This window comes from Micromonospora sp. NPDC005710, assembly GCF_040630995.1.
Taxonomy (GTDB): Bacteria; Actinomycetota; Actinomycetes; order Mycobacteriales; family Micromonosporaceae; genus Micromonospora.
Window position 1 is genome coordinate 210,996 of the sequence record NZ_JBEXYP010000006.1, and the last position, 18,067, is coordinate 229,062.

15 protein-coding genes are annotated in these 18,067 nt (G+C 71.3%); 6 read left to right on the forward strand and 9 right to left on the reverse strand.

What is annotated here, in order from left to right:
* Nucleotides 1–27: 27 nt before the first annotated feature.
* The 7 genes from ABZ406_RS10955 to ABZ406_RS10985 form a co-directional block, all read right to left on the reverse strand.
* Nucleotides 28–708, reverse strand: coding sequence for a response regulator (locus ABZ406_RS10955; RefSeq protein ID WP_357758729.1), 681 nt, complete (start codon nt 706–708; stop codon nt 28–30).
* Nucleotides 705–3,254 (reverse strand): DUF4118 domain-containing protein, encoded by a 2,550-nt coding sequence (locus tag ABZ406_RS10960; RefSeq protein WP_357758732.1) that lies wholly within the window; start codon nt 3,252–3,254, stop codon nt 705–707. The genes ABZ406_RS10955 and ABZ406_RS10960 overlap by 4 nt, the downstream gene beginning before the upstream one ends.
* Nucleotides 3,255–3,327: 73 nt before the next feature.
* The gene (locus ABZ406_RS10965; RefSeq protein ID WP_357758734.1) at nt 3,328–4,209 is read right to left on the reverse strand and encodes a potassium-transporting ATPase subunit C; all 882 of its coding nucleotides are present in this window, start codon (nt 4,207–4,209) and stop codon (nt 3,328–3,330) included.
* Nucleotides 4,209–6,404, reverse strand: a complete 2,196-nt coding sequence (kdpB, locus tag ABZ406_RS10970; protein ID WP_357758737.1) for a potassium-transporting ATPase subunit KdpB — start codon at nt 6,402–6,404, stop codon at nt 4,209–4,211. The genes ABZ406_RS10965 and kdpB overlap by 1 nt, the downstream gene beginning before the upstream one ends.
* A 20-nt stretch (nt 6,405–6,424) precedes the next feature.
* A complete protein-coding gene (gene kdpA / locus ABZ406_RS10975) occupies nt 6,425–8,080 on the reverse strand; it encodes a potassium-transporting ATPase subunit KdpA (protein WP_357758740.1) in 1,656 nt (551 codons plus the stop codon).
* Nucleotides 8,080–8,169, reverse strand: a complete 90-nt coding sequence (gene kdpF, locus ABZ406_RS10980; protein ID WP_036410889.1) for a K(+)-transporting ATPase subunit F — start codon at nt 8,167–8,169, stop codon at nt 8,080–8,082. The genes kdpA and kdpF overlap by 1 nt, the downstream gene beginning before the upstream one ends.
* A 571-nt stretch (nt 8,170–8,740) precedes the next feature.
* The gene (locus ABZ406_RS10985) at nt 8,741–9,781 is read right to left on the reverse strand and encodes an SAM-dependent methyltransferase (RefSeq protein WP_357758743.1); all 1,041 of its coding nucleotides are present in this window, start codon (nt 9,779–9,781) and stop codon (nt 8,741–8,743) included.
* A 72-nt stretch (nt 9,782–9,853) separates the two neighbouring features.
* On the opposite strand from ABZ406_RS10985, the gene ABZ406_RS10990 reads away from it, so the two are divergent.
* Entirely contained in the window at nt 9,854–10,753 is a 900-nt protein-coding gene (locus ABZ406_RS10990; RefSeq protein ID WP_357758746.1) for a zf-HC2 domain-containing protein, read from the forward strand.
* 30 nt (nt 10,754–10,783) lie between these two features.
* Here the strand turns inward: ABZ406_RS10990 and ABZ406_RS10995 are convergent, their stop codons facing one another.
* Together ABZ406_RS10995 and ABZ406_RS11000 are read right to left on the reverse strand one after the other, a co-directional pair.
* Nucleotides 10,784–11,428: a helix-turn-helix domain-containing protein gene (locus ABZ406_RS10995; RefSeq protein ID WP_357758748.1), complete on the reverse strand. Its 645-nt coding sequence runs from the start codon at nt 11,426–11,428 to the stop codon at nt 10,784–10,786.
* Between the two features lie 52 nt (nt 11,429–11,480).
* Nucleotides 11,481–11,738 (reverse strand): hypothetical protein, encoded by a 258-nt coding sequence (locus ABZ406_RS11000; protein WP_357758751.1) that lies wholly within the window; start codon nt 11,736–11,738, stop codon nt 11,481–11,483.
* 142 nt (nt 11,739–11,880) lie between these two features.
* Here ABZ406_RS11000 and ABZ406_RS11005 point away from each other — a divergent pair, with 142 nt between their 5' ends.
* The 5 genes from ABZ406_RS11005 (at nt 11,881) to ABZ406_RS11025 (ending at nt 18,050) form a co-directional block, all read left to right on the forward strand.
* Nucleotides 11,881–12,099, forward strand: coding sequence for a hypothetical protein (locus tag ABZ406_RS11005; protein ID WP_357758754.1), 219 nt, complete (start codon nt 11,881–11,883; stop codon nt 12,097–12,099).
* Nucleotides 12,100–12,375: 276 nt separating this feature from the next.
* Entirely contained in the window at nt 12,376–13,542 is a 1,167-nt protein-coding gene (locus ABZ406_RS11010) for an acyl-CoA dehydrogenase family protein (RefSeq protein ID WP_357758757.1), read from the forward strand.
* Nucleotides 13,532–14,746 (forward strand): acetyl-CoA C-acetyltransferase, encoded by a 1,215-nt coding sequence (locus tag ABZ406_RS11015; RefSeq protein WP_357758760.1) that lies wholly within the window; start codon nt 13,532–13,534, stop codon nt 14,744–14,746. Before ABZ406_RS11010 ends, ABZ406_RS11015 begins: the two co-directional genes overlap by 11 nt.
* Before the next feature lie 14 nt (nt 14,747–14,760).
* The gene (locus tag ABZ406_RS11020) at nt 14,761–16,923 is read left to right on the forward strand and encodes a 3-hydroxyacyl-CoA dehydrogenase NAD-binding domain-containing protein (protein WP_357758762.1); all 2,163 of its coding nucleotides are present in this window, start codon (nt 14,761–14,763) and stop codon (nt 16,921–16,923) included.
* The gene (locus ABZ406_RS11025; protein WP_357758765.1) at nt 16,920–18,050 is read left to right on the forward strand and encodes a CaiB/BaiF CoA-transferase family protein; all 1,131 of its coding nucleotides are present in this window, start codon (nt 16,920–16,922) and stop codon (nt 18,048–18,050) included. The genes ABZ406_RS11020 and ABZ406_RS11025 overlap by 4 nt, the downstream gene beginning before the upstream one ends.
* Nucleotides 18,051–18,067: the final 17 nt, after the last annotated feature.

Consider the following 18,067-nt stretch of genomic DNA (forward strand, 5'->3'; position numbering starts at 1 on the left):
CAATCTCTGCCGGCGGGTGTCAACGGGTCAAGGCCGGTAACGGTAGCCCATTCCCGGCTCGGTGATCAGGTGCCGGGGGCGGGCCGGGTCGTCCTCCAGCTTGCGCCGCAACTGGGCCAGGTACTGCCGCAGGTAGTTGGTCTCGTTCTGGTATTCCGGCCCCCACACGTCCTGGAGGAGCTGACGTTGGCTGACCAGCTTGCCGGGGTGACGCAGCAGCTTCTCCAGCACGCTCCACTGGGTGGGGGTCAGCTTGACCTCGGTGCCGTCGTCGCGCCGCACGCTGTGGTCGGCCAGGTCGACAGTGTGCTGACCGATCCGCAGTGCCGGCACCGATTCGCTCGGCGCGCCGAGCCGGCGGGTCACCGCCCGGATGCGGGCCAGGAGTTCCTCCACCCCGAACGGCTTGGTGACGTAGTCGTCAGCACCCGCGTCGAGAGCGGCGACCTTGTCCTCGCTGCCGGCCCGGCCGGAGAGCACGATGATCGGCACTGTGGTCCAGCCGCGCAGGCCCCGGATCACCTCCACACCGTCGATGTCGGGCAGGCCGAGGTCCAGCACCACCAGGTCGGGCGGGTGGCTGGCGGCGGCCTTCAACGCGGCGGCCCCGGTGCCGGCGACGTCCACGTCGTAGCGGCGGGCACGCAGGTTGATGCGCAGAGCCCGCAGGATCTGCGGTTCGTCGTCGACGACCAGGATGCGCGTCATTCCTGCGGCCCCTCCGAGGCGGTCGGCGCGGCCGGCAGCCGCAACACCATGGTGAGCCCACCGCCGGGGGTGGTCTCCGGGGTGATGCTGCCACCCATCGCCTCGGCCAACCCACGGGACAGCGCAAGGCCGAGGCCGACGCCGGTCTGGTTGTCCCGGTCGCCGAGGCGTTGGAACGGCAGGAAGACGTGCTCCCACTTGTCCTCCGGGATGCCCGGCCCCCTGTCGATCACCCGCAGCTCGACCTGGCCGGCGTGGGCGCTCGCGGTGATCGTGGGCGGCTGACCCTGCGGGCTGTACCGCAGCGCGTTGGCGACGATGTTGACGAGCACCCGTTCCAGCAGGCCCGGGTCGGCGGTGGCGGCCGGCAGGTCGGCCGGGATGTCGGTGCCGACCGTCGCGGCCGCCGGGCCAAGTTCGTCAAGCGCCAGGGGTACGGCGTCCTCCAGGCCGATGGCGGTCGCCGAGATGCCCAGGACTCCCGCCTGGAGCCGGCTCATGTCCAGCAGGTTGCCGACCAGCCGGGCGAGGCGGTCCAGTGATTCCTCGGCGGTCTCCAGCAACTCCTCACGGTCGGACTCGTCGAACTCGATGTCGTGGCTGCGCAGGCTGGTCACTGCCGCCTTCGCCGACGCCAGCGGCGTACGCAGGTCGTGGCTGACCGCGGCGAGCAGCGCGGTGCGCATCCGGTCGGCGGCGGCGAGGGGCCGGGCGGTGGCGGCTTCCTCGGCGAGCCGTTCCTGGCGCAGCGCGACGGCGGCCTGGGCGGCGAACGCCTCGACGATCCGCCGGTCGGCGGCCTCCAGCCGTCGGCCGCTGAGCACGACGGTGATCCGCTCGTCGACGGGTACCGCCGTCTCGCCGCCGTCGGGGGTGCAGGCCGGCTGTTCGCCGACGCTCGCCACCACGCACCAGGCGTGCTCCTCGCGGGCCCGCTCCGGGCGCCCGCTGGCCTCCTCGGCCAGCTCCAGCACGCTCACCGCACGCAGCCCGAAGGTCTCCCGGAGCTGGTCCAGCAGGGCCGGCAGGGGACGTTCGCCGCGCAGCACACCACCGGCGACGGCGGCGAGGGTCTGCGCGTCGGCGGCCGCCCGCGCGGCCTCCCGGGTACGCCGGGCGGCCACGTCGACGATCCAGCTCACCGCGAGAGCCACCCCGACGAAGACGGCGAGGGCGAGCAGGTTGTCGGCCTCGGCGATGGTGAGGGTGCGGAAGGGCGGGGTGAAGAACCAGTTGAGCAGCAGCGAGCCGCCGAGCGCGGCGACCAGGGCCGGCCACACCCCGCCGACGAGCGCGACCCCTACCACCCCGGCGAGGAACAGCAGGATGTCGTTCGTCAACGTCAGGTCGGGCAGGGTCTTCAGCAGCACCGTGAGCAGCGGCATGCCGAGCACCGCCAGGCCGAAGCCGAGCAGCCGGCGACGCCGGGACAGCGCCGCCGGCACCGCCGCCGCCCGCCGACCCTTGCCGGCCTGTTTGTGGGTGACCAGGTGGACGTCGATGGAGCCGGAGAGCGCTGTGGTGGTCACCCCGACGCCCCGGGCGAACATCTGCGCGAGGCGACCCCGCCGACTCGCGCCGAGCACCAACTGGGTGGCGTTCACACCCTGGGCGAAGTCCAGCAGCGCGGCCGGCACGTCGGTGCCGAGCACCTGGTGGTACGTGCCCCCGAGGCTCTCCACGAGCACCCGTTGCCGGGCCAGTTGGGCCGGGTCGGCGCCGGCCAGGCCGTCGCTGCGGGCCACGTGCACGGCAAGCAGATCGGCACCCTTGCTGCGGGCGGCGACCCGGGCCGCCCGACGGATCAGCGTCTCGCCCTCCGGGCCACCGGTGAGCGCAACCACCACCCGTTCCCGGGCCTCCCAGGTCGCCGCGATCCCCTGCTGGCTGCGGTAGCGGTCCAACTGCTCGTCGACCTTGTCGGCGAGCCATAGCAGCGCCAGCTCGCGCAGAGCGGTGAGGTTGCCGACCCGGAAGTAGTTGCCGAGCGCGGCGTCGATCTTGTCGGGTCGGTAGATGTTGCCGTGCGCCATTCGCCGGCGCAGCGCCTCCGGGGTCATGTCGACAAGCTCGACCTGCTCGGCAGCGCGGACGATCTCGTCCGGCACCGTCTCCCGCTGGGTGGTGCCGGTGATCTGCGCGACGACGTCGTTCACCGACTCCAGGTGCTGCACGTTGACAGTGGACAGCACGTCGATCCCCGCGTCGAGCAGTTCCTGGACGTCCTGCCAGCGCTTGTCGTGCCGGGAACCGGGCACGTTGGTGTGCGCCAACTCGTCGACGACAGCGATCTCCGGCTGACGGGCCAGGACCGCGTCCAGGTCCATCTCGGTGAACTCGGCACCCCGGTAGTCCATCGTCCGGCGGGGCACCTGCTCCAGGTCACCGAGCATGCCGGCGGTGTGCTGCCGCCCGTGGGTCTCCACGAAGCCGATCACCACGTCGGTGCCGCGGGAGGCCCGCCGCTGGGCCTCCTCCAACATGGCGTACGTCTTGCCGACGCCGGGGGCGGCCCCGAGATAGATGCGCAGTTCTCCGCGTGGCACGGGTCCATCCTCCCTGGTCAGATCGGCGGGCGGGGCCGCGCCCGGTCGGCACGGCCCCACCTCCCGAGGGTGCTCAGCGCGCGGCGAACTGCTTGTCGAGGGCGAGGTTGAGGTCCAGCACGTTGACGCCGGGCGCTCCCATGAATCCGAGCGCCCGCCCGTCGGTGTGCTCCTCGATCAGCTTGCGGACCGCCGCCGGGTCCACGCCACGCTCCCGCGCGACCCGGTTCACCTGCAGCTCGGCGTACGCCGGGCTGATCTGCGGGTCGAGCCCGCTGGCGCTCGCGGTGACCGCGTCGGCGGGCACCGCCGGGTCGGCTGGTGCGTCGCCCCGGATCGGGGTGACCACCCCGCCGGCTGCCACGTAGTCCTCGCCGGGCTGGGCCGGCTCCACAGACACCCCCTGGTACGAGGCGACGAACGGCGTCGCCGGAGCGGCCTGGTTGACGCTCACCACCCGGGTGACCGGGCCGGTCAGGCCATCCGCGCGGAACACCGCGAGCACGGCGCCCACCCCGTCGTCGGTGCAGAACGGGCGTCGACCGTCGACGCCATTCAGCTCACCGACCTCCTTGCTGCGCCCGCAGACCTGGGTCAGCAGGCTCTCGCTGGACTCCTCCGGATCGGTGGCGATGGTGTCGACAACGCTCTCCGGGCCCAGGTTGCTGGCCGACGTGGACGTCGGGTCGTAGCCGTCGCCGGCGGCGGAGGGGCGGGACTGGAAGTACCTGGCGACGGGGTTGCCGTCGGCGTCGGTGAAGGACTGGCCGATCAGCGCGCTGCCGACGGTCGTCCCGCCCGAGGTGATCAGCGAGCCGTCCGCCTTGTGGTGGAGGCCGGGCAACTGACCGACGGCCACCAGGGCCAGCGGGTAGACGAGGCCGAGCAGCACCGTGAAGACGAGCACGGCCCGCAGCGCGGCGAGGTGTTGGGCGATCCAGGTAGGTAGGCGCATCACGAAATCCCCGGGATGAACTGGATGAGCAGGTCGATGATCTTGATTCCGATGAACGGCACGATGATGCCGCCCAGTCCGTACACCAGCAGGTTGCGGCTGAGCAGCTTCGACGCGGCCGCCGGCCGGTACCGCACACCACGCAGGGCGAGCGGGATCAGCGCGATGATCACCAGGGCGTTGAAGATGACAGCGGAGAGGATCGCCGACTCCGGGCTGGCCAGCCGCATGATGTTCAGCGCGTCCAGGCTCGGGTAGAGGCCGGCGAACATGGCCGGGATGATCGCGAAGTACTTCGCGATGTCGTTGGAGATGCTGAACGTGGTCAACGCGCCACGGGTGATCAGCAACTGCTTGCCGATCTCGACGATCTCGATCAGCTTGGTCGGGTCGGAGTCGAGGTCGACCATGTTGCCGGCCTCCTTCGCGGCCGACGTACCGGTGTTCATCGCCACCCCGACGTCGGCCTGCGCGAGCGCCGGCGCGTCGTTGGTGCCGTCACCGGTCATCGCGACCAGCCGACCGCCCTCCTGCTCCCGCTTGATCAGCGCGAGCTTGTCCTCCGGCGTCGCCTCGGCCAGGAAGTCGTCCACCCCGGCCTCGTCGGCGATCGCCTTCGCGGTACGCGGGTTGTCACCAGTGATCATCACGGTCCGGATGCCCATCCGGCGCATCTCGTCGAACCGCTCGCGCATGCCGGACTTGACGACGTCCTTCAGGTGGATCACACCAAGCGCGCGGGCGGGCTGACCGTCGACGTGCTCGGCGACCACGAGCGGGGTGCCGCCGGTGCCGCTGATCGCGTCCACGATCTCGCCGACCTGCTCGGTCGGGTGACCGCCGTTCTCGCGTACCCACTTCATGACCGCGGCGGCGGCGCCCTTGCGGACCCGACGGGCCGTGCCCGACGCGCCACCGTCGACGCTGGCGTCCGGGGTCAGATCGACGCCGCTCATCCGGGTCTGGGCGGTGAACGGCACGAAGGTGGCGTGCGGCATCACGCCGGGCTCACGCTCGCGCAGCCCGAACTCGTTCTTCGCCAGGACGACCACCGAGCGCCCCTCCGGGGTCTCGTCGGCCAGGCTGGACATCTGCGCGGCGTCGGCCAACGTCGCCGCGTCGACCCCCTCGACCGGTACGAACTCGGCGGCCTGCCGGTTGCCGAGCGTGATGGTGCCGGTCTTGTCCAGCAGCAGGGTGTTGACGTCGCCGGCCGCCTCGACGGCCCGGCCGCTCATGGCCAGGACGTTGCGCTGGACGAGGCGGTCCATGCCGGCGATGCCGATGGCGGAGAGCAGCGCCCCGATCGTGGTGGGGATCAGGCAGACCAGCAGCGAGATCAGCACCACGCCGGTGACACCGGAGTCGGTGATCGCGCCGCTGTTCGGCGCCGCCGCCTGGTACGCCTTCGAGAAGATGGCAAGCGGCTGGAGGGTGACCACGGCCAGCAGGAAGATGACGGTGAGCGCGGCGAGCAGAATGTTCAGCGCGATCTCGTTCGGCGTCTTCTGCCGGTTGGCCCCCTCGACCAGAGCGATCATCCGGTCGATGAAGCTCTCCCCCGGTTTCTGGGTGATCTTCACGATGATCCGGTCGGAGAGCACCTTGGTGCCGCCGGTGACAGCGCTGCGGTCGCCGCCGGACTCCCTGATGACCGGGGCCGACTCGCCGGTGATGGCCGACTCGTCAACGCTGGCGATGCCCTCGACGATGTCGCCGTCGCCGGGGATGATGCCGCCCGCCTCGACGAGCACGACGTCGCCCTGACGCAGTTGCGCCGCGGGCACCGCCTCGTCCCGGTAGGCGTTCGCCCGTGCGCCGGGCTTCCAGTCGATCAGCCGGGTGGCGATGGTGTCCTGCTTGGCCTGCCGCAACGCGGCGGCCTGGGCCTTGCCCCGACCTTCGGCGACCGCCTCGGCGAGGTTGGCGAAGAGCACCGTCAACCAGAGCCAGATGGTGATCGCCCAGGCGAACACCGACGGGTCGGCCACCGCCAGGACCGTGGTGAAGGCCGCACCGACCTCCACGATCAGCATCACCGGGTTGCGCCACAGCGTGGTGGGGTTGAGCTTGCGTACCGCGTCCGGGAGGGACCTGATCAACTGCTTGGGGTCGAGCAGGCCCCCGCCGATCCGGTTGCCCTGGGTGGCGGGCGTGCCGGGGAGTTGCTCTGTTGGGGCGGACGTGACGGACATGTCCTCGTTCCTCATGATGGTCAGAGCCCCTCTGCCAGCGGGCCGAGCGCGAGCGCGGGCAGGAAGGTCAGCGCGACGAGGACCACAGTGACGCCGACGACCATCCCGATGAACAGCGGTCGGTGGGTCGGCAGGGTGCCCTCGGACGCGGGGGTGGGTGCCTGGCGGGCCAGGGAGCCGGCCAACGCGAGCACGAAGATGAGCGGTAGGAACCGGCCCAGCAGCATGCACAACCCGAGCGCGGTGTCCCACCAGGTGGTGTTGACGGTGATGCCGCCGAACGCGGAGCCGTTGTTGTTGCTGGCCGACGTGAACGCGTACAGCACCTCGGAGAGGCCGTGCGGGCCGACGTTGAGCGCCGTGGAGTTGTTGCCGGTGGCGAACGCGGCCGCCGTGCCGACCAGCACCAGGATCGGCGTGATCAGGAAGTAGAGCGAGGCGAACTTGATCTCGCGCGACCCGATCTTCTTGCCCAGGTACTCGGGAGTGCGGCCCACCATCAGCCCGGCCACGAAGACCGTGATCACCGCGAGGATGAGCAGGCCGTACAGCCCCGAACCCGCGCCGCCCGGCGCGACCTCGCCGAGCATCATGTTGACCATGGTCATCATGCCGCCGAGCGAGGTGAACGAGTCGTGGAACGAGTTGACCGCACCGGTCGAGGTGAGCGTGGTGGCGGCGGCGAAGGTGGCCGAGTTCGACACGTCGAACCGCACCTCCTTGCCTTCCATCGCCGCGCCGATCGCCTGCGGCACAGTGCCGTGACCGGCCAGTTCGAAGATGTTGGTGAGGGCCACGCTGAGGAACGCGAGGATGCCCATCACCGCGGCGATGGCGTAGCCCTGCCGGTTCTGCCCGACCATGCGGCCGAACACCCGGGGCAGGCTGAATGGGATCAGGAAGATCAGGAAAATCTGGAGCCAGTTCGTCCAGGTGGTGGGGTTCTCGAACGGGTGCGCGCTGTTGACGTTGTAGAAGCCGCCACCGTTGGTGCCCAGTTCCTTGATCGCTTCCTGGCTGGCGACCGGACCACCGGTGATGGTCTGGGTGCCGCCGGTGAGCGTGCTCACGTCGGTGCCGTCGGACAGGTTCTGCACCGCCCCGCCGATCATCAGCGCGATGGCGCCGAGCACCGCGATCGGCAGCAGGATCCGCAGCGTGATCCGGGTCAGGTCGACCCAGAAGTTGCCGAGTTGCCCGGTGCGGCTGCGGGCGAAGCCGCGTACCAACGCGACAGCCACCGCGATGCCGACCGCCGCCGAGACGAAGTTCTGCACGGCCAGACCGGCCATCTGCACCAGGTGGCCCATCGTCGACTCACCCGAGTACGACTGCCAGTTGGTGTTGGTCACGAACGACACGGCGGTGTTCCACGCGCCGTGCGGCACCACCGGGTCGAATCCCAGCGACAGCCACAGGTGGTTCTGCACCCGCTGGAACACGTACAGGAACAGGATGGAGACCGCGGAGAACGCCAGCACGCTGCGGGCGTACACGCCCCAGGTCTGCTCGGCGGCCGGGTTGACCCCGACGAGTCGGTAGATGCCCCGCTCGACCCGCGACTGCTTGGTGCCGGAGACCGCCCGGAACATGTAGTCACCGAACGGCTTGTAGACGGCTACGAGGGCCGCCACCAGCGTCAACACGAAGATGACGCCCGCTGTTGTCATGGTCATCAGAAGCGCTCCGGAAACAGCAGGGCGAACACCAGGAACGCGCCCAGGACGACCGCGAGCACCAGACCGACGGCGTTTACCGCGTTCACAGCTTCTCCACCGCCCGGACCACCAGGGCGAGCACTGCGAACAGCGCCACCGTCAGGACCACGAACACCACGTCAGACACGCTGACTCCTCAGCCGGAAAGGTTCGTCGCGACCGCCTTCCGGTCGCGCCGGGCAATCAAAGCCCCGCGACCCGCCACACGGCAGGGGTCATAACGCGACCATGACGGAGGCGAACCTTTTCTTGACGTGGTTTTCACACAGGTGCACTGAACAGGTGAAATGGGGCACAGACCCACTGCTGTCCATGCGCTCAGGACCAGGTGTCTGTCCTCGCTGCGCCCCCGCGTGGTCCGCCCTACGCGCCGCCCCGGCGTCGTCCGCCCTTAGCTCCGCCCCGGAGTGGTCCACCTTTGCTCTGCACCCGCGGAGGCGCCAGCTACAGACCGTGAGCGTCGCCTCCGCGGGTGCAGAGCAAAGGGCGCACGAAACCATGCGCGACCCGGATGAGATGCCGCACGGTGCAGCGGGACAGCCGACGCCGGGCCGAAGCGAGCCAGGGCCGATGCGAGCCGGGCCGAGGCGAGGCGGGGAGGCGGGGCGAGTGGGCGGGTCAGGCCGGGCTGCGGGCCACCAGCACGTCCCGCATGATCGACTGGTCGACCCGGTGCCGCAGCGCGCGGTAGGGCTCGTCGTCGACCACTGTCAGACCGGCGTCGGCAAGCACCGCCGCTGCGTCCTCGCGGCTGGCGACGTGGGTGTTCCAGGAGATCCCGAGCGCACCACCCGGACGCAACAACCGGGCCCAGACCGGCACGGCGTCCGCGAGCAACGCCAGCGGGTCGCGGGCCAACCCCTGCCCGGCGGTACGACTGCCGTGCTGCACGCCGTACGGCGCGTCGGCGACGACCAGATCCACTGTCTCCGGGCGGAAGAACTCCGCCGACCGGGCGGTGTCGGCGTTCACCACGTCCAGCAACTGCGTCTGGCCGGCCTTGTGCTCCTCGCGGGTCGGCGCCAACTCGATCCGCACCCGTCGGCCGACCACCTTGCGCTCCCGCCGCACCGGGCCCGACTCCAGCACCCGGTGCTTGACCCGCTTCTGCTTCAACCAGGTGGTGATGAACGCGCGGTACGCCTCGACGTCCTTCTGGTCGCGCTCGATACCGGCGGCGTCGAAGCCGTACATGAGCGCCTGGTTGAGGGTGGTACCCCGACCACAGAGCGGGTCGAGCACCCGAAACCGGCGGCTGGTCATCTCGGTGGCCCACTCCGAGGCCAGCAGGGTGACGTTGAGCAGCAGCTTGGTGAACTGCTCGTTGGTCTTGCCCGGGTACTTCTGAATGGTGAGCAGGTCGTCGTCGTAGCGGTCCAGCCGGCTCCACTCGACCGGTCGCAGCAGCTCACCGACGATCTCGAAGAGCGCGTACCCGGCGGAGAGGTTGCCCAGGACGGCCAGGTCCCGCTCGGTCAGCCCGTCGCCACTGAAGGTGACGTAGGACGCACCGCCGACGACCTCGGTGTCCAACTCGCCGATCCGGCCGCTCAGCGCCGAACTGCCGAAGATCTCCAGCTCGGCTCGGGTGAGGTCCACTGCGGCGCGGGCGTACACCCGGTTGGTGGCGGGCAGGATCAGCAGGCCGTAACGCGTCATGATCCGGCGAGTATTCCACAACCAGTCACTGTCGCCGGGAACCGGAGCGGCCGCCGGAGCGACTACCGATACATGGGGTGTGAGCAGTGGCGGGAGGTCCTGTCCGCGCAGTTGGACGGGGAGGAGACCGTCGCCGAACTGACGGCGGTGCAGGGGCACCTCGACGGGTGCGCCGAGTGCCGGGCCTGGTTCACGGCGGCGGCCACGGTGACCCGTCGGGTTCGTACCCGATTGGTCGTCGAGGTGCCCGATCGGACAGCGGCGATCCTGGCCGCCGCCGCTGCGGCGCCGGCCCGTCGGTCGTGGTGGCGGCGCCGGGCCGGGCCGGGCCGGTTGGTCAGCAGGCTGCGCCCGACGGTCGGGCGCGGTGCGTCGACCGCCGGACTGCGTGCGGCGTTCGGACGTGGCCCGCTCGTCGCCGGCCTGCGGTCGGCGCTCGGGCTGCTCGGCGCGGTGCAGCTGGTGCTCGGCCTGGCCCAGGTGGGTCGGGGCGCGACCGCCGACCACCTGCACCCCACCGGCCAGCACCTGTGGCACGAGTCGGCGGCGTGGAACGTGGCAGTGGGCGCGGGCTTCCTGTTCGTGGCGTTGCGACGCAGCCCACCGGCCGGGCTGCTGCCGATGCTCAGCGCGTTCGTCGGCACGCTGCTGCTGTTGTCGGTGAACGACCTGGCCACCGGTTCGGTGGGCGGGGAGCGGCTGATCAGCCACGGCTTCCTGGTGGTCGGCTACCTGATCACCGTGCTGCTGTCCCGACCCGGGCTGCGCCCCGGTGGGCCGGCCCCGCAGCGACAGCCCACGCCGTCCCGCTGGCGGTTCGGAGCCGACGAGGTGGACCGACCCTTGCGGGTGGTACGCCCCGGCTCCCATCCGGCGCAGGCCGCCGACCGGTACGCCGCCCCGGCGGCGCATGCCGGCCAGGCCGCCCCGGCGGCTCGTACCGGCCAGGCCGGCGACCGACGCGCCGCCTGAGCGTCGGCGGCCCGCCGGAACGCTCGGCGGTCAGCGCACTGGTCGCGCCGGTTCGCGGTCGGCGAGGACCTGCGGGATGACCTGCTCGACGATGGTCAGCAGGGTCGTGGTGAGCAACAGGTGCACCTGGGCACGGGTCAGCGCGCCACGTTGAAGCCATTCGCGGGCGGTCGAGGTGGCCAGACCTCCGTACGCCCGGACCATGCCGCGCAACTCCTCGCGGTGCTCCGCCTCGCCGGCCAGCCCGACGGCGACGAGCATCCGGTCGGCGGCGACCTCCTCGGCCTCGGCGAGCACCCGCTCGACGTCGGCGTCGCCACCCATCCCCCGGGCGGTGACCGCCGCCAACCAGGAGGTGCTGTGCCGGGACACCACGTCGAGGAACCAGGTGACGCTGGCGTCGACGCGGGTCCGCAGGTCACCCTTGGGCAGCCGTTCCACTGCCACCTCCGGGATGGTCACCATGACCCGGACGACCTCCAGGTAGAGGTCCTTCTTCGTACCGAAGTAGTGGTTGACCAGGCCGCGGGCGACGCCTGCCTCGCGGGCGACGTCGGTGGTCGACACGTCCGCGTACGGGCGCTCGCCGAACAGCCGGACCGCGCAGGCCAGGATCTGCCCACGCCGGGCGTCCGGCTCCAAACGGCGGCGGCGCGGAGCCGTCTCGACACTCATCTGCCCGACCCTATCGACATCTCACCCGGTCAGCCGCCGCTCCTCGCCCTGGTCACCGCACGCCCCGGCGACGCCGGACCACGTGTCGTCCCAGATGGCGCAGATTGGACGCCTCGGCGTAGAGCGCCGCGTTGATCGCACCCAGGGCCACCCCGGGCGCTCGCTGCACCCGGTCGACGTCCTGAACCACCCGGCCGATCAACGTCAGCCGACAACGGAGATCGAACAACTCCCTCCGCGCACAGTGCAGCGCTGTCTCCAGGCCCCCGACCCGCTCCCGCAACCACGCCAACTCCGTCACCTGATCCATCGGGCCTCCTCCCAGCACTCGCGATCGCTGACCAATCGGCCCGAGCCCCAGCCGGGCCGATGAGTTCACCTTCACCCATTCGGAAGGACTGCGCAAGTAGGTAGACGCAATTCGGCATCCCTGATCGCCCTACCTTCGACTGATGGGTGAAGTCCCGGGTCCACTGGTCGGTCCGCACGAGTTGCAGGAGTTGCTCGGCGGCGTGAGCCGGAGCCGGATGCGTCAGCTCATCCGCTATCCGACCTTCCCCGCGCCGTTCCAGCGGCTGCACGGGACCACGGTCTGGCTGCGTGCCGATGTGGAGGCGTGGATCGCCGAGCACCGCCCGCCGCGTCCCACCGACGGCGATGAGGCCGAGTAGTTCAGACTCCCCGCCGCGCGAGGGGGCGAGGTCTCGCGATCTTGGACACTTTTCGTTAGCTCGTAACGGAAACTGTCCGAGATCTCCGCGCGTCCGGTCGTTGGCGGCAGCGCAAATCCATGATCGACGACTTCTTGGCCAGGGCCGCACGGTCTCGGGCTGGCGTACCAGGCCCGACGGTCTCGGGCTGCGGTTGCGGAACACCCCGACGACCCCCGCGCCGAAGCCGATCACGACTTATTGACAGGGTGCCAACAGGGCGCGAGGGTGGTGCACATGCCGACGCCCCCGCCCCACGGCTCCTCCTCTCCCTGGCGCGAGCCCGAGCACGACGATCTTGCCGACCTGGCCCGCACCTTCTTCACGAAGGATGTGCTGCCGCACGCCGAGCGCCTGCAGACGCAGGGCCATCCGGACCGTGAGCACTACCGGCGCGCGGGTGAGCTGGGCTTGCTCGGCCTGTCGGTTCCGGAGGAGTACGGCGGTGGTGGCGGCGGGTTCACCCATGAGGCCGTCCTGCTGCACGAGCAGGCGTACGCCGGGGAGAGCAGTCTCGGCCTGGCCGTCCACAGTGGCATCGTCACCGGCTACCTGTCCTTTTACGGCAGCGAGGAGCAGAAGCGGCGTTGGCTGCCCGGCCTGTGCAGCGGCGAACTGGTCGGTGCCATTGCGATGACCGAGCCGGACGGCGGCTCCGATCTTCAGGCGATGCGGACCCGGGCGATCCGGGACGGCGACGAGTACGTGGTCACCGGCGCGAAGACGTTCATCACCAACGGCGGCCTGGCCGACCTGATCATCGTGGCGGTGAAGACCGACCCCGAGCAGCGGGCGGCCGGCGTCTCGTTGCTGGTGTGCGAGGTGGGTGGCGACCCGGAGGGCTTCCGCCGGGGCCGTCTGCTGTCCAAGATCGGGCTCCACGCCAACGACACGGCGGAGTTGTTCTTCGACGATTTCCGGGTGCCGGCGGCCAACCTGCTCGGCGGTGCCGAAGGGCTGGGCTTCATCCAGCTCATGCAGCAACTTCCGCAGGAACGGCTGGTCATCGGTGTCGGCGCGGTCGCGGCGATGGAACGGGCGGTCGCGCTCACCGTCGCGTACGCCAAGGAGCGCACCGCCTTCGGCAAGACCCTGATGGGGCACCAGAACACCCGGATGGTTCTCGCGGAGTGCGCCACCCGTACCCGGGTCAGCCGGGTCTTCCTGGACGACTGCATCGTCAGACACACGCGGGGCGACCTGGACGTCTCGACAGCGGCGATGGCGAAGTCGTGGCTCACCGACGGGCAGTGCGAGGTCGTCGACAGGTGCCTGCAGCTCTTCGGTGGTTACGGCTACACGACGGAGTACCCGATCGCGCAGATGTACGCCGACGCCCGCGTCCAGAAGATCTACGGCGGCACCAACGAGATCATGAAGGAGTTGATCGCTCGTGCCCTCTGAGGCGTACGTCTATGACGCGGTCCGCACCCCGCGCGGACGCGGCCGGGACACCGGCGCGCTGCACGGGGTCAAGCCGATCTCCCTGGTGGTCGGCCTGATCGACGCGTTGCGCGAGCGCAACCCCGGCCTGGACGTCGGCCGGCTGGAGGATCTGCTGCTCGGCATCGTGACCCCGGTCGGCGAGCAGGGCGGTGACCTGGCCCGGGCTGCCGCGCTGCTGGCCGGGTTGCCGGACCAGGTGGGCGGGGTGCAGCTCAACCGGTTCTGCGCCTCCGGCTTGGAGGCGGTCAACTCCGCCGCCGCGCGGATCCGCTCCGGCTGGGAGCATCTGCTGCTCGCGGGCGGGGTCGAGTCGATGTCCCGGGTGCCGATGGGTTCCGACGGCGCGGCCTGGGCCACCGATCCGCAGACCGCGCTTGCCACGTCGTTCGTGCCGCAGGGTGTCAGCGCCGACCTGATCGCCACCCTGGAGGGCTTCACCCGCGACGATGTGGACGGCTACGCGCTGCGGTCGCAGGAGCGGGCCGCCAAGGCCTGGGCCGGCGGGTACTTCGCCCGCTCGGTGGTGCCGGTCAGCGACGGCAACGGGCTGGACATCCTCACCGTCGACGAGCACCCGCGCCCGGAGACGACCCGGGAGGCGTTGGCGAAGCTGACCCCGTCCTTCGCCACGATGGGCGAGGCGGCCGGCTTCGACGCCGTCGCGCTGCAGAAGTTCCACTGGTTGGAGGCGATCGACCACGTCCACCACGCGGGCAACTCGTCAGGCATCGTGGACGGTGCCGCGCTGGTCCTGGTCGGCTCGGGTGACGTCGGTCGGGACCTCGGCCTCACCCCGCGCGCCCGGATCGTCGGCGCGGCGGTCAGCGGCGCGGACCCGACCCTGATGTTGACCGGCCCGATCCCGGCCACCCGGAAGGCGCTGGCCGTCGCCGGGCTGACCGTCGACGACATCGACCTGTTCGAGATCAACGAGGCTTTCGCCGCGGTGGTGCTCAAGTACGTCCGCGACCTGGGCCTCGACCCGGACCGCGTGAACGTCAACGGCGGCGCGATCGCTCTCGGCCACCCGCTCGGCGCGACCGGAGCGATGCTGCTCGGTACGGCGTTGGACGAGTTGGAGCGCCGTGACCTCCGCCGGGCCGTGGTGACCCTCTGCATCGGCGGCGGCATGGGCGTCGCCACCGTTCTCGAGCGCTGCTGACCCGGAGGACGACAATGACCAACACCATCGGGTACGACCGCGGCGCCGACGGCATCGTCACGCTCACCCTGGACGACCCCACCCAGTCCGCGAACACCATGAACCGGGCGTACGCCGCCTCGATGACCGCGGCACTGGACCGGTTGGAGGCCGAACGCGACCTTGCCGGGGTCATCGTGACGAGCGCGAAGTCGACCTTCTTCGCCGGCGGTGACCTGCCCGAGATGATCCGCGCCACCCGGGCCGACGCGCCAGCGCTGGCCGACCTGCTCGGCACCATCAAACGGGACCTGCGCCGGCTCGAGACGCTGGGCAGGCCGGTGGTCGCCGCTGTCAACGGCTCCGCGCTCGGCGGTGGTCTGGAGATCGCGCTCGCCTGCCACCACCGGATCGCGCTCGACGCGCCCGGCAGCCGGCTCGGACTGCCCGAGGTGACACTGGGTCTGCTCCCCGGGGCGGGCGGTGTCACCCGGACGGTACGGATGCTCGGCCTGGCCGGCGCGCTGACCACGGTGCTGCTCACCGGCCGGCGGATGCGCCCGGCCGACGCCCTGTCCGCCGGGCTCGTCGACGAGGTGGTCGCCACGCCGACGGAGTTGCTGGAACACGCCCGGGCCTGGATCGCGGCGAATCCGCGCCCGGCGCAGCCGTGGGACCGGCCGGACTACCGGATGCCGGGCGGCACCCCGGCCAGCCGTTCGCTCGCCGCACAACTGCCCGCCTTTCCGGCGACGCTGCGCAAGCAACTCAAGGGTGCCCGGCTGCCGGCGCCCGAGGCGATCCTGGCCGCCGCCGTCGAGGGCGCACAGGTCGACCTGGAGACCGCCCTGACCGTGGAGACCCGGCACCTGATCGGCCTGCTCACCGGGCAGGTGGCCAAGAACATGATCGGCGCGTTCTTCTTCGACCTCAAGGCCGTCAACGGTGGCGCGGCCCGACCGTCCGTGGACGCTCCACCGGTACGCCGGGTGGCGGTGCTCGGCGCCGGCATGATGGGCGCGGGCATCGCGTACGCCTGCGCCAGCGCCGGGCTGGACGTGGTGGTCAGGGACGTCACGGCGGAGGCCGCTGGCCGGGCCCGGGAGCACGCCGAACGGTTGCTGGCCCGCACGGTACGCAAGGGCCGCGCCACCGAGGCGGACGCCCGCGCCGTGCTGGGCCGGATCACCACCACCGACCAGGTGGACGCGCTCGCCGGCTGCGACGCCGTGATCGAGGCGGTCTTCGAGGACCCGGCGCTGAAACAGCGGGTCTTCGCTGAGGTGCTGCCCGTGCTGGCACCCGACGCCTTGCTCGCCTCGAACACCTCCACCCTGCCGATCAGCGCGCTGGCCGACGGAGTGGACCGGCCGACGGACTTCATCGGCATGCACTTCTTCTCCCCGGTGGACCGGATGCCGTTGCTGGAGATCGTGGTGGGTGAGCGGACCGGAGAAATGGCGCTGGCCCGGGCCTTCGACCTGGCCCGGCGGATCGGCAAGACCCCGATCGTGGTCAACGACGGCCGGGGTTTCTTCACCAGCCGGGTGATCGGCCAGTTCATCGACGAGGCGGTCGGCATGGTCGCCGAGGGCGTCCCCGCCGCGTCGGTGGAGCAGGCCGCCCTTCAGGCCGGTTACCCGACCGGGCCGCTGGCGCTTGCCGACGAGGTGAGTCTCACGCTGATCCAGCGCATTCGCCGCCAGTTCGAGGCGGCCAGCGACGAGTTCCGGCCCCTGCCGGCGCACCGCCTGGTGGACGAGCTGGTCGACGCGTACGACCGGCCGGGGCGTGCCGCCGGGCGCGGCTTCTACTCCTACGACGACGGCACCCGGGGCCGGCTGTGGCCGGGGCTCGCCGAACTCACCACCGAGGCGGGTCGGGCGGTGCCGTTCACGGACCTTCAGGAGCGGATGCTCTTCGCCGAGGCACTGGACGCGCTGCGCTGCCTGGCCGAGGGGGTGCTGCGCACCGAGACCGACGCCAACATCGGCTCGATCTTCGGCATCGGCTTCCCCGCGTGGACGGGAGGGGTGATCCGCTACGTCCGGCAGTACGCGGGCGGCCCGGCCGGCTTCGCGGCCCGTGCCAGCGAGCTGGCCGAGCGCTACGGCGACCGGTTCAGACCTCCCGCCGGCCTGGTCGACAGACTGGCCGCCTCGGCCGACCGTCCCGCCGAACCGGTGGACGTCGCGTGACGGCGGCGCGCGGCGGGCCACTGGCCGGGGTACGGGTGGTCGAGCTGGCCAGCCTCGCACCCGCACCGTTCGGCTGCATGGTCCTCGCCGACCTCGGCGCGGACGTGGTGCGGGTGGACCGGCCGGGAGCGCCGGGAGCGGGTCGGCTCGCCGCACCGACGAACGGGCCGTTGCAGCGCGGACGGCGGGTCACCGCACTGGACCTGAAATCCCCGGCCGGGTTGGCGGACCTGCTGCGCCTCGCCGACCGCGCCGACGTGCTCGTCGAGGCGTACCGGCCCGGGGTGGCCGAGCGGCTCGGCTTCGGGCCGGAGGTGTGCCGGGCCAGCAACCCCCGACTGGTGTACGCGCGGATGACCGGCTGGGGTCAGGACGGCCCGCTGGCAGCCCGGGCCGGGCACGACATCGACTACATTGCGGTGTCCGGCGCGTTGGAGCCGCTGGGGCGGGCCGGCGAACGCCCGTACGCGCCGATGAACCTGCTCGGCGACTTCGGCGGCGGCGGCATGCTGCTCGCCGTCGGGGTGCTGGCCGCGCTGCTGGAGCGGGAGCGCTCCGGCGTCGGCCAGGTGGTCGACGCGGCAATGGTGGACGGCTCGGCGCTGCTCACCTCGTTCCTGCACGGGCTGATCGGCGCCGGCCAGTGGGCCGCACCGCGCGGGCGCAACATGTTCGACGGCGGGGCGCCGTTCTACGACACGTACGCCACCGCTGACGGTGGATTCATGGCTGTCGGCGCGATGGAACCGGCCTTCTACGCCGTACTCCTCACCGGCCTCGACCTCGCCGACGACCCGGACCTGCCCGCCCAGTACGACCCGAGCGGCTGGGACGAGTTGCGTCGCCGGTTCACCGAGCGGTTCGCCGAACGCACCCGGGACGAGTGGACGGCGGTCTTCACCGACCTGGACGCCTGCGTCGCACCGGTGCTCGCCCCCGGCGAGGCGCACGGGCACCCGCACAACGCGGCCCGGGGCACGTTCGTCGAGGTGGGCGGCGAGATCCAGCCAGCCCCCGCACCGCGCTTCGACCGCACCCCGACCGACCGCCCAACCCCTGCACCGGACCCGGAGCAGGACGCCGTGTCGGTAGAGCAGATCCTCACCAACTGGCCCCACCGCCCCTGACCCGCCCGGCACCACCG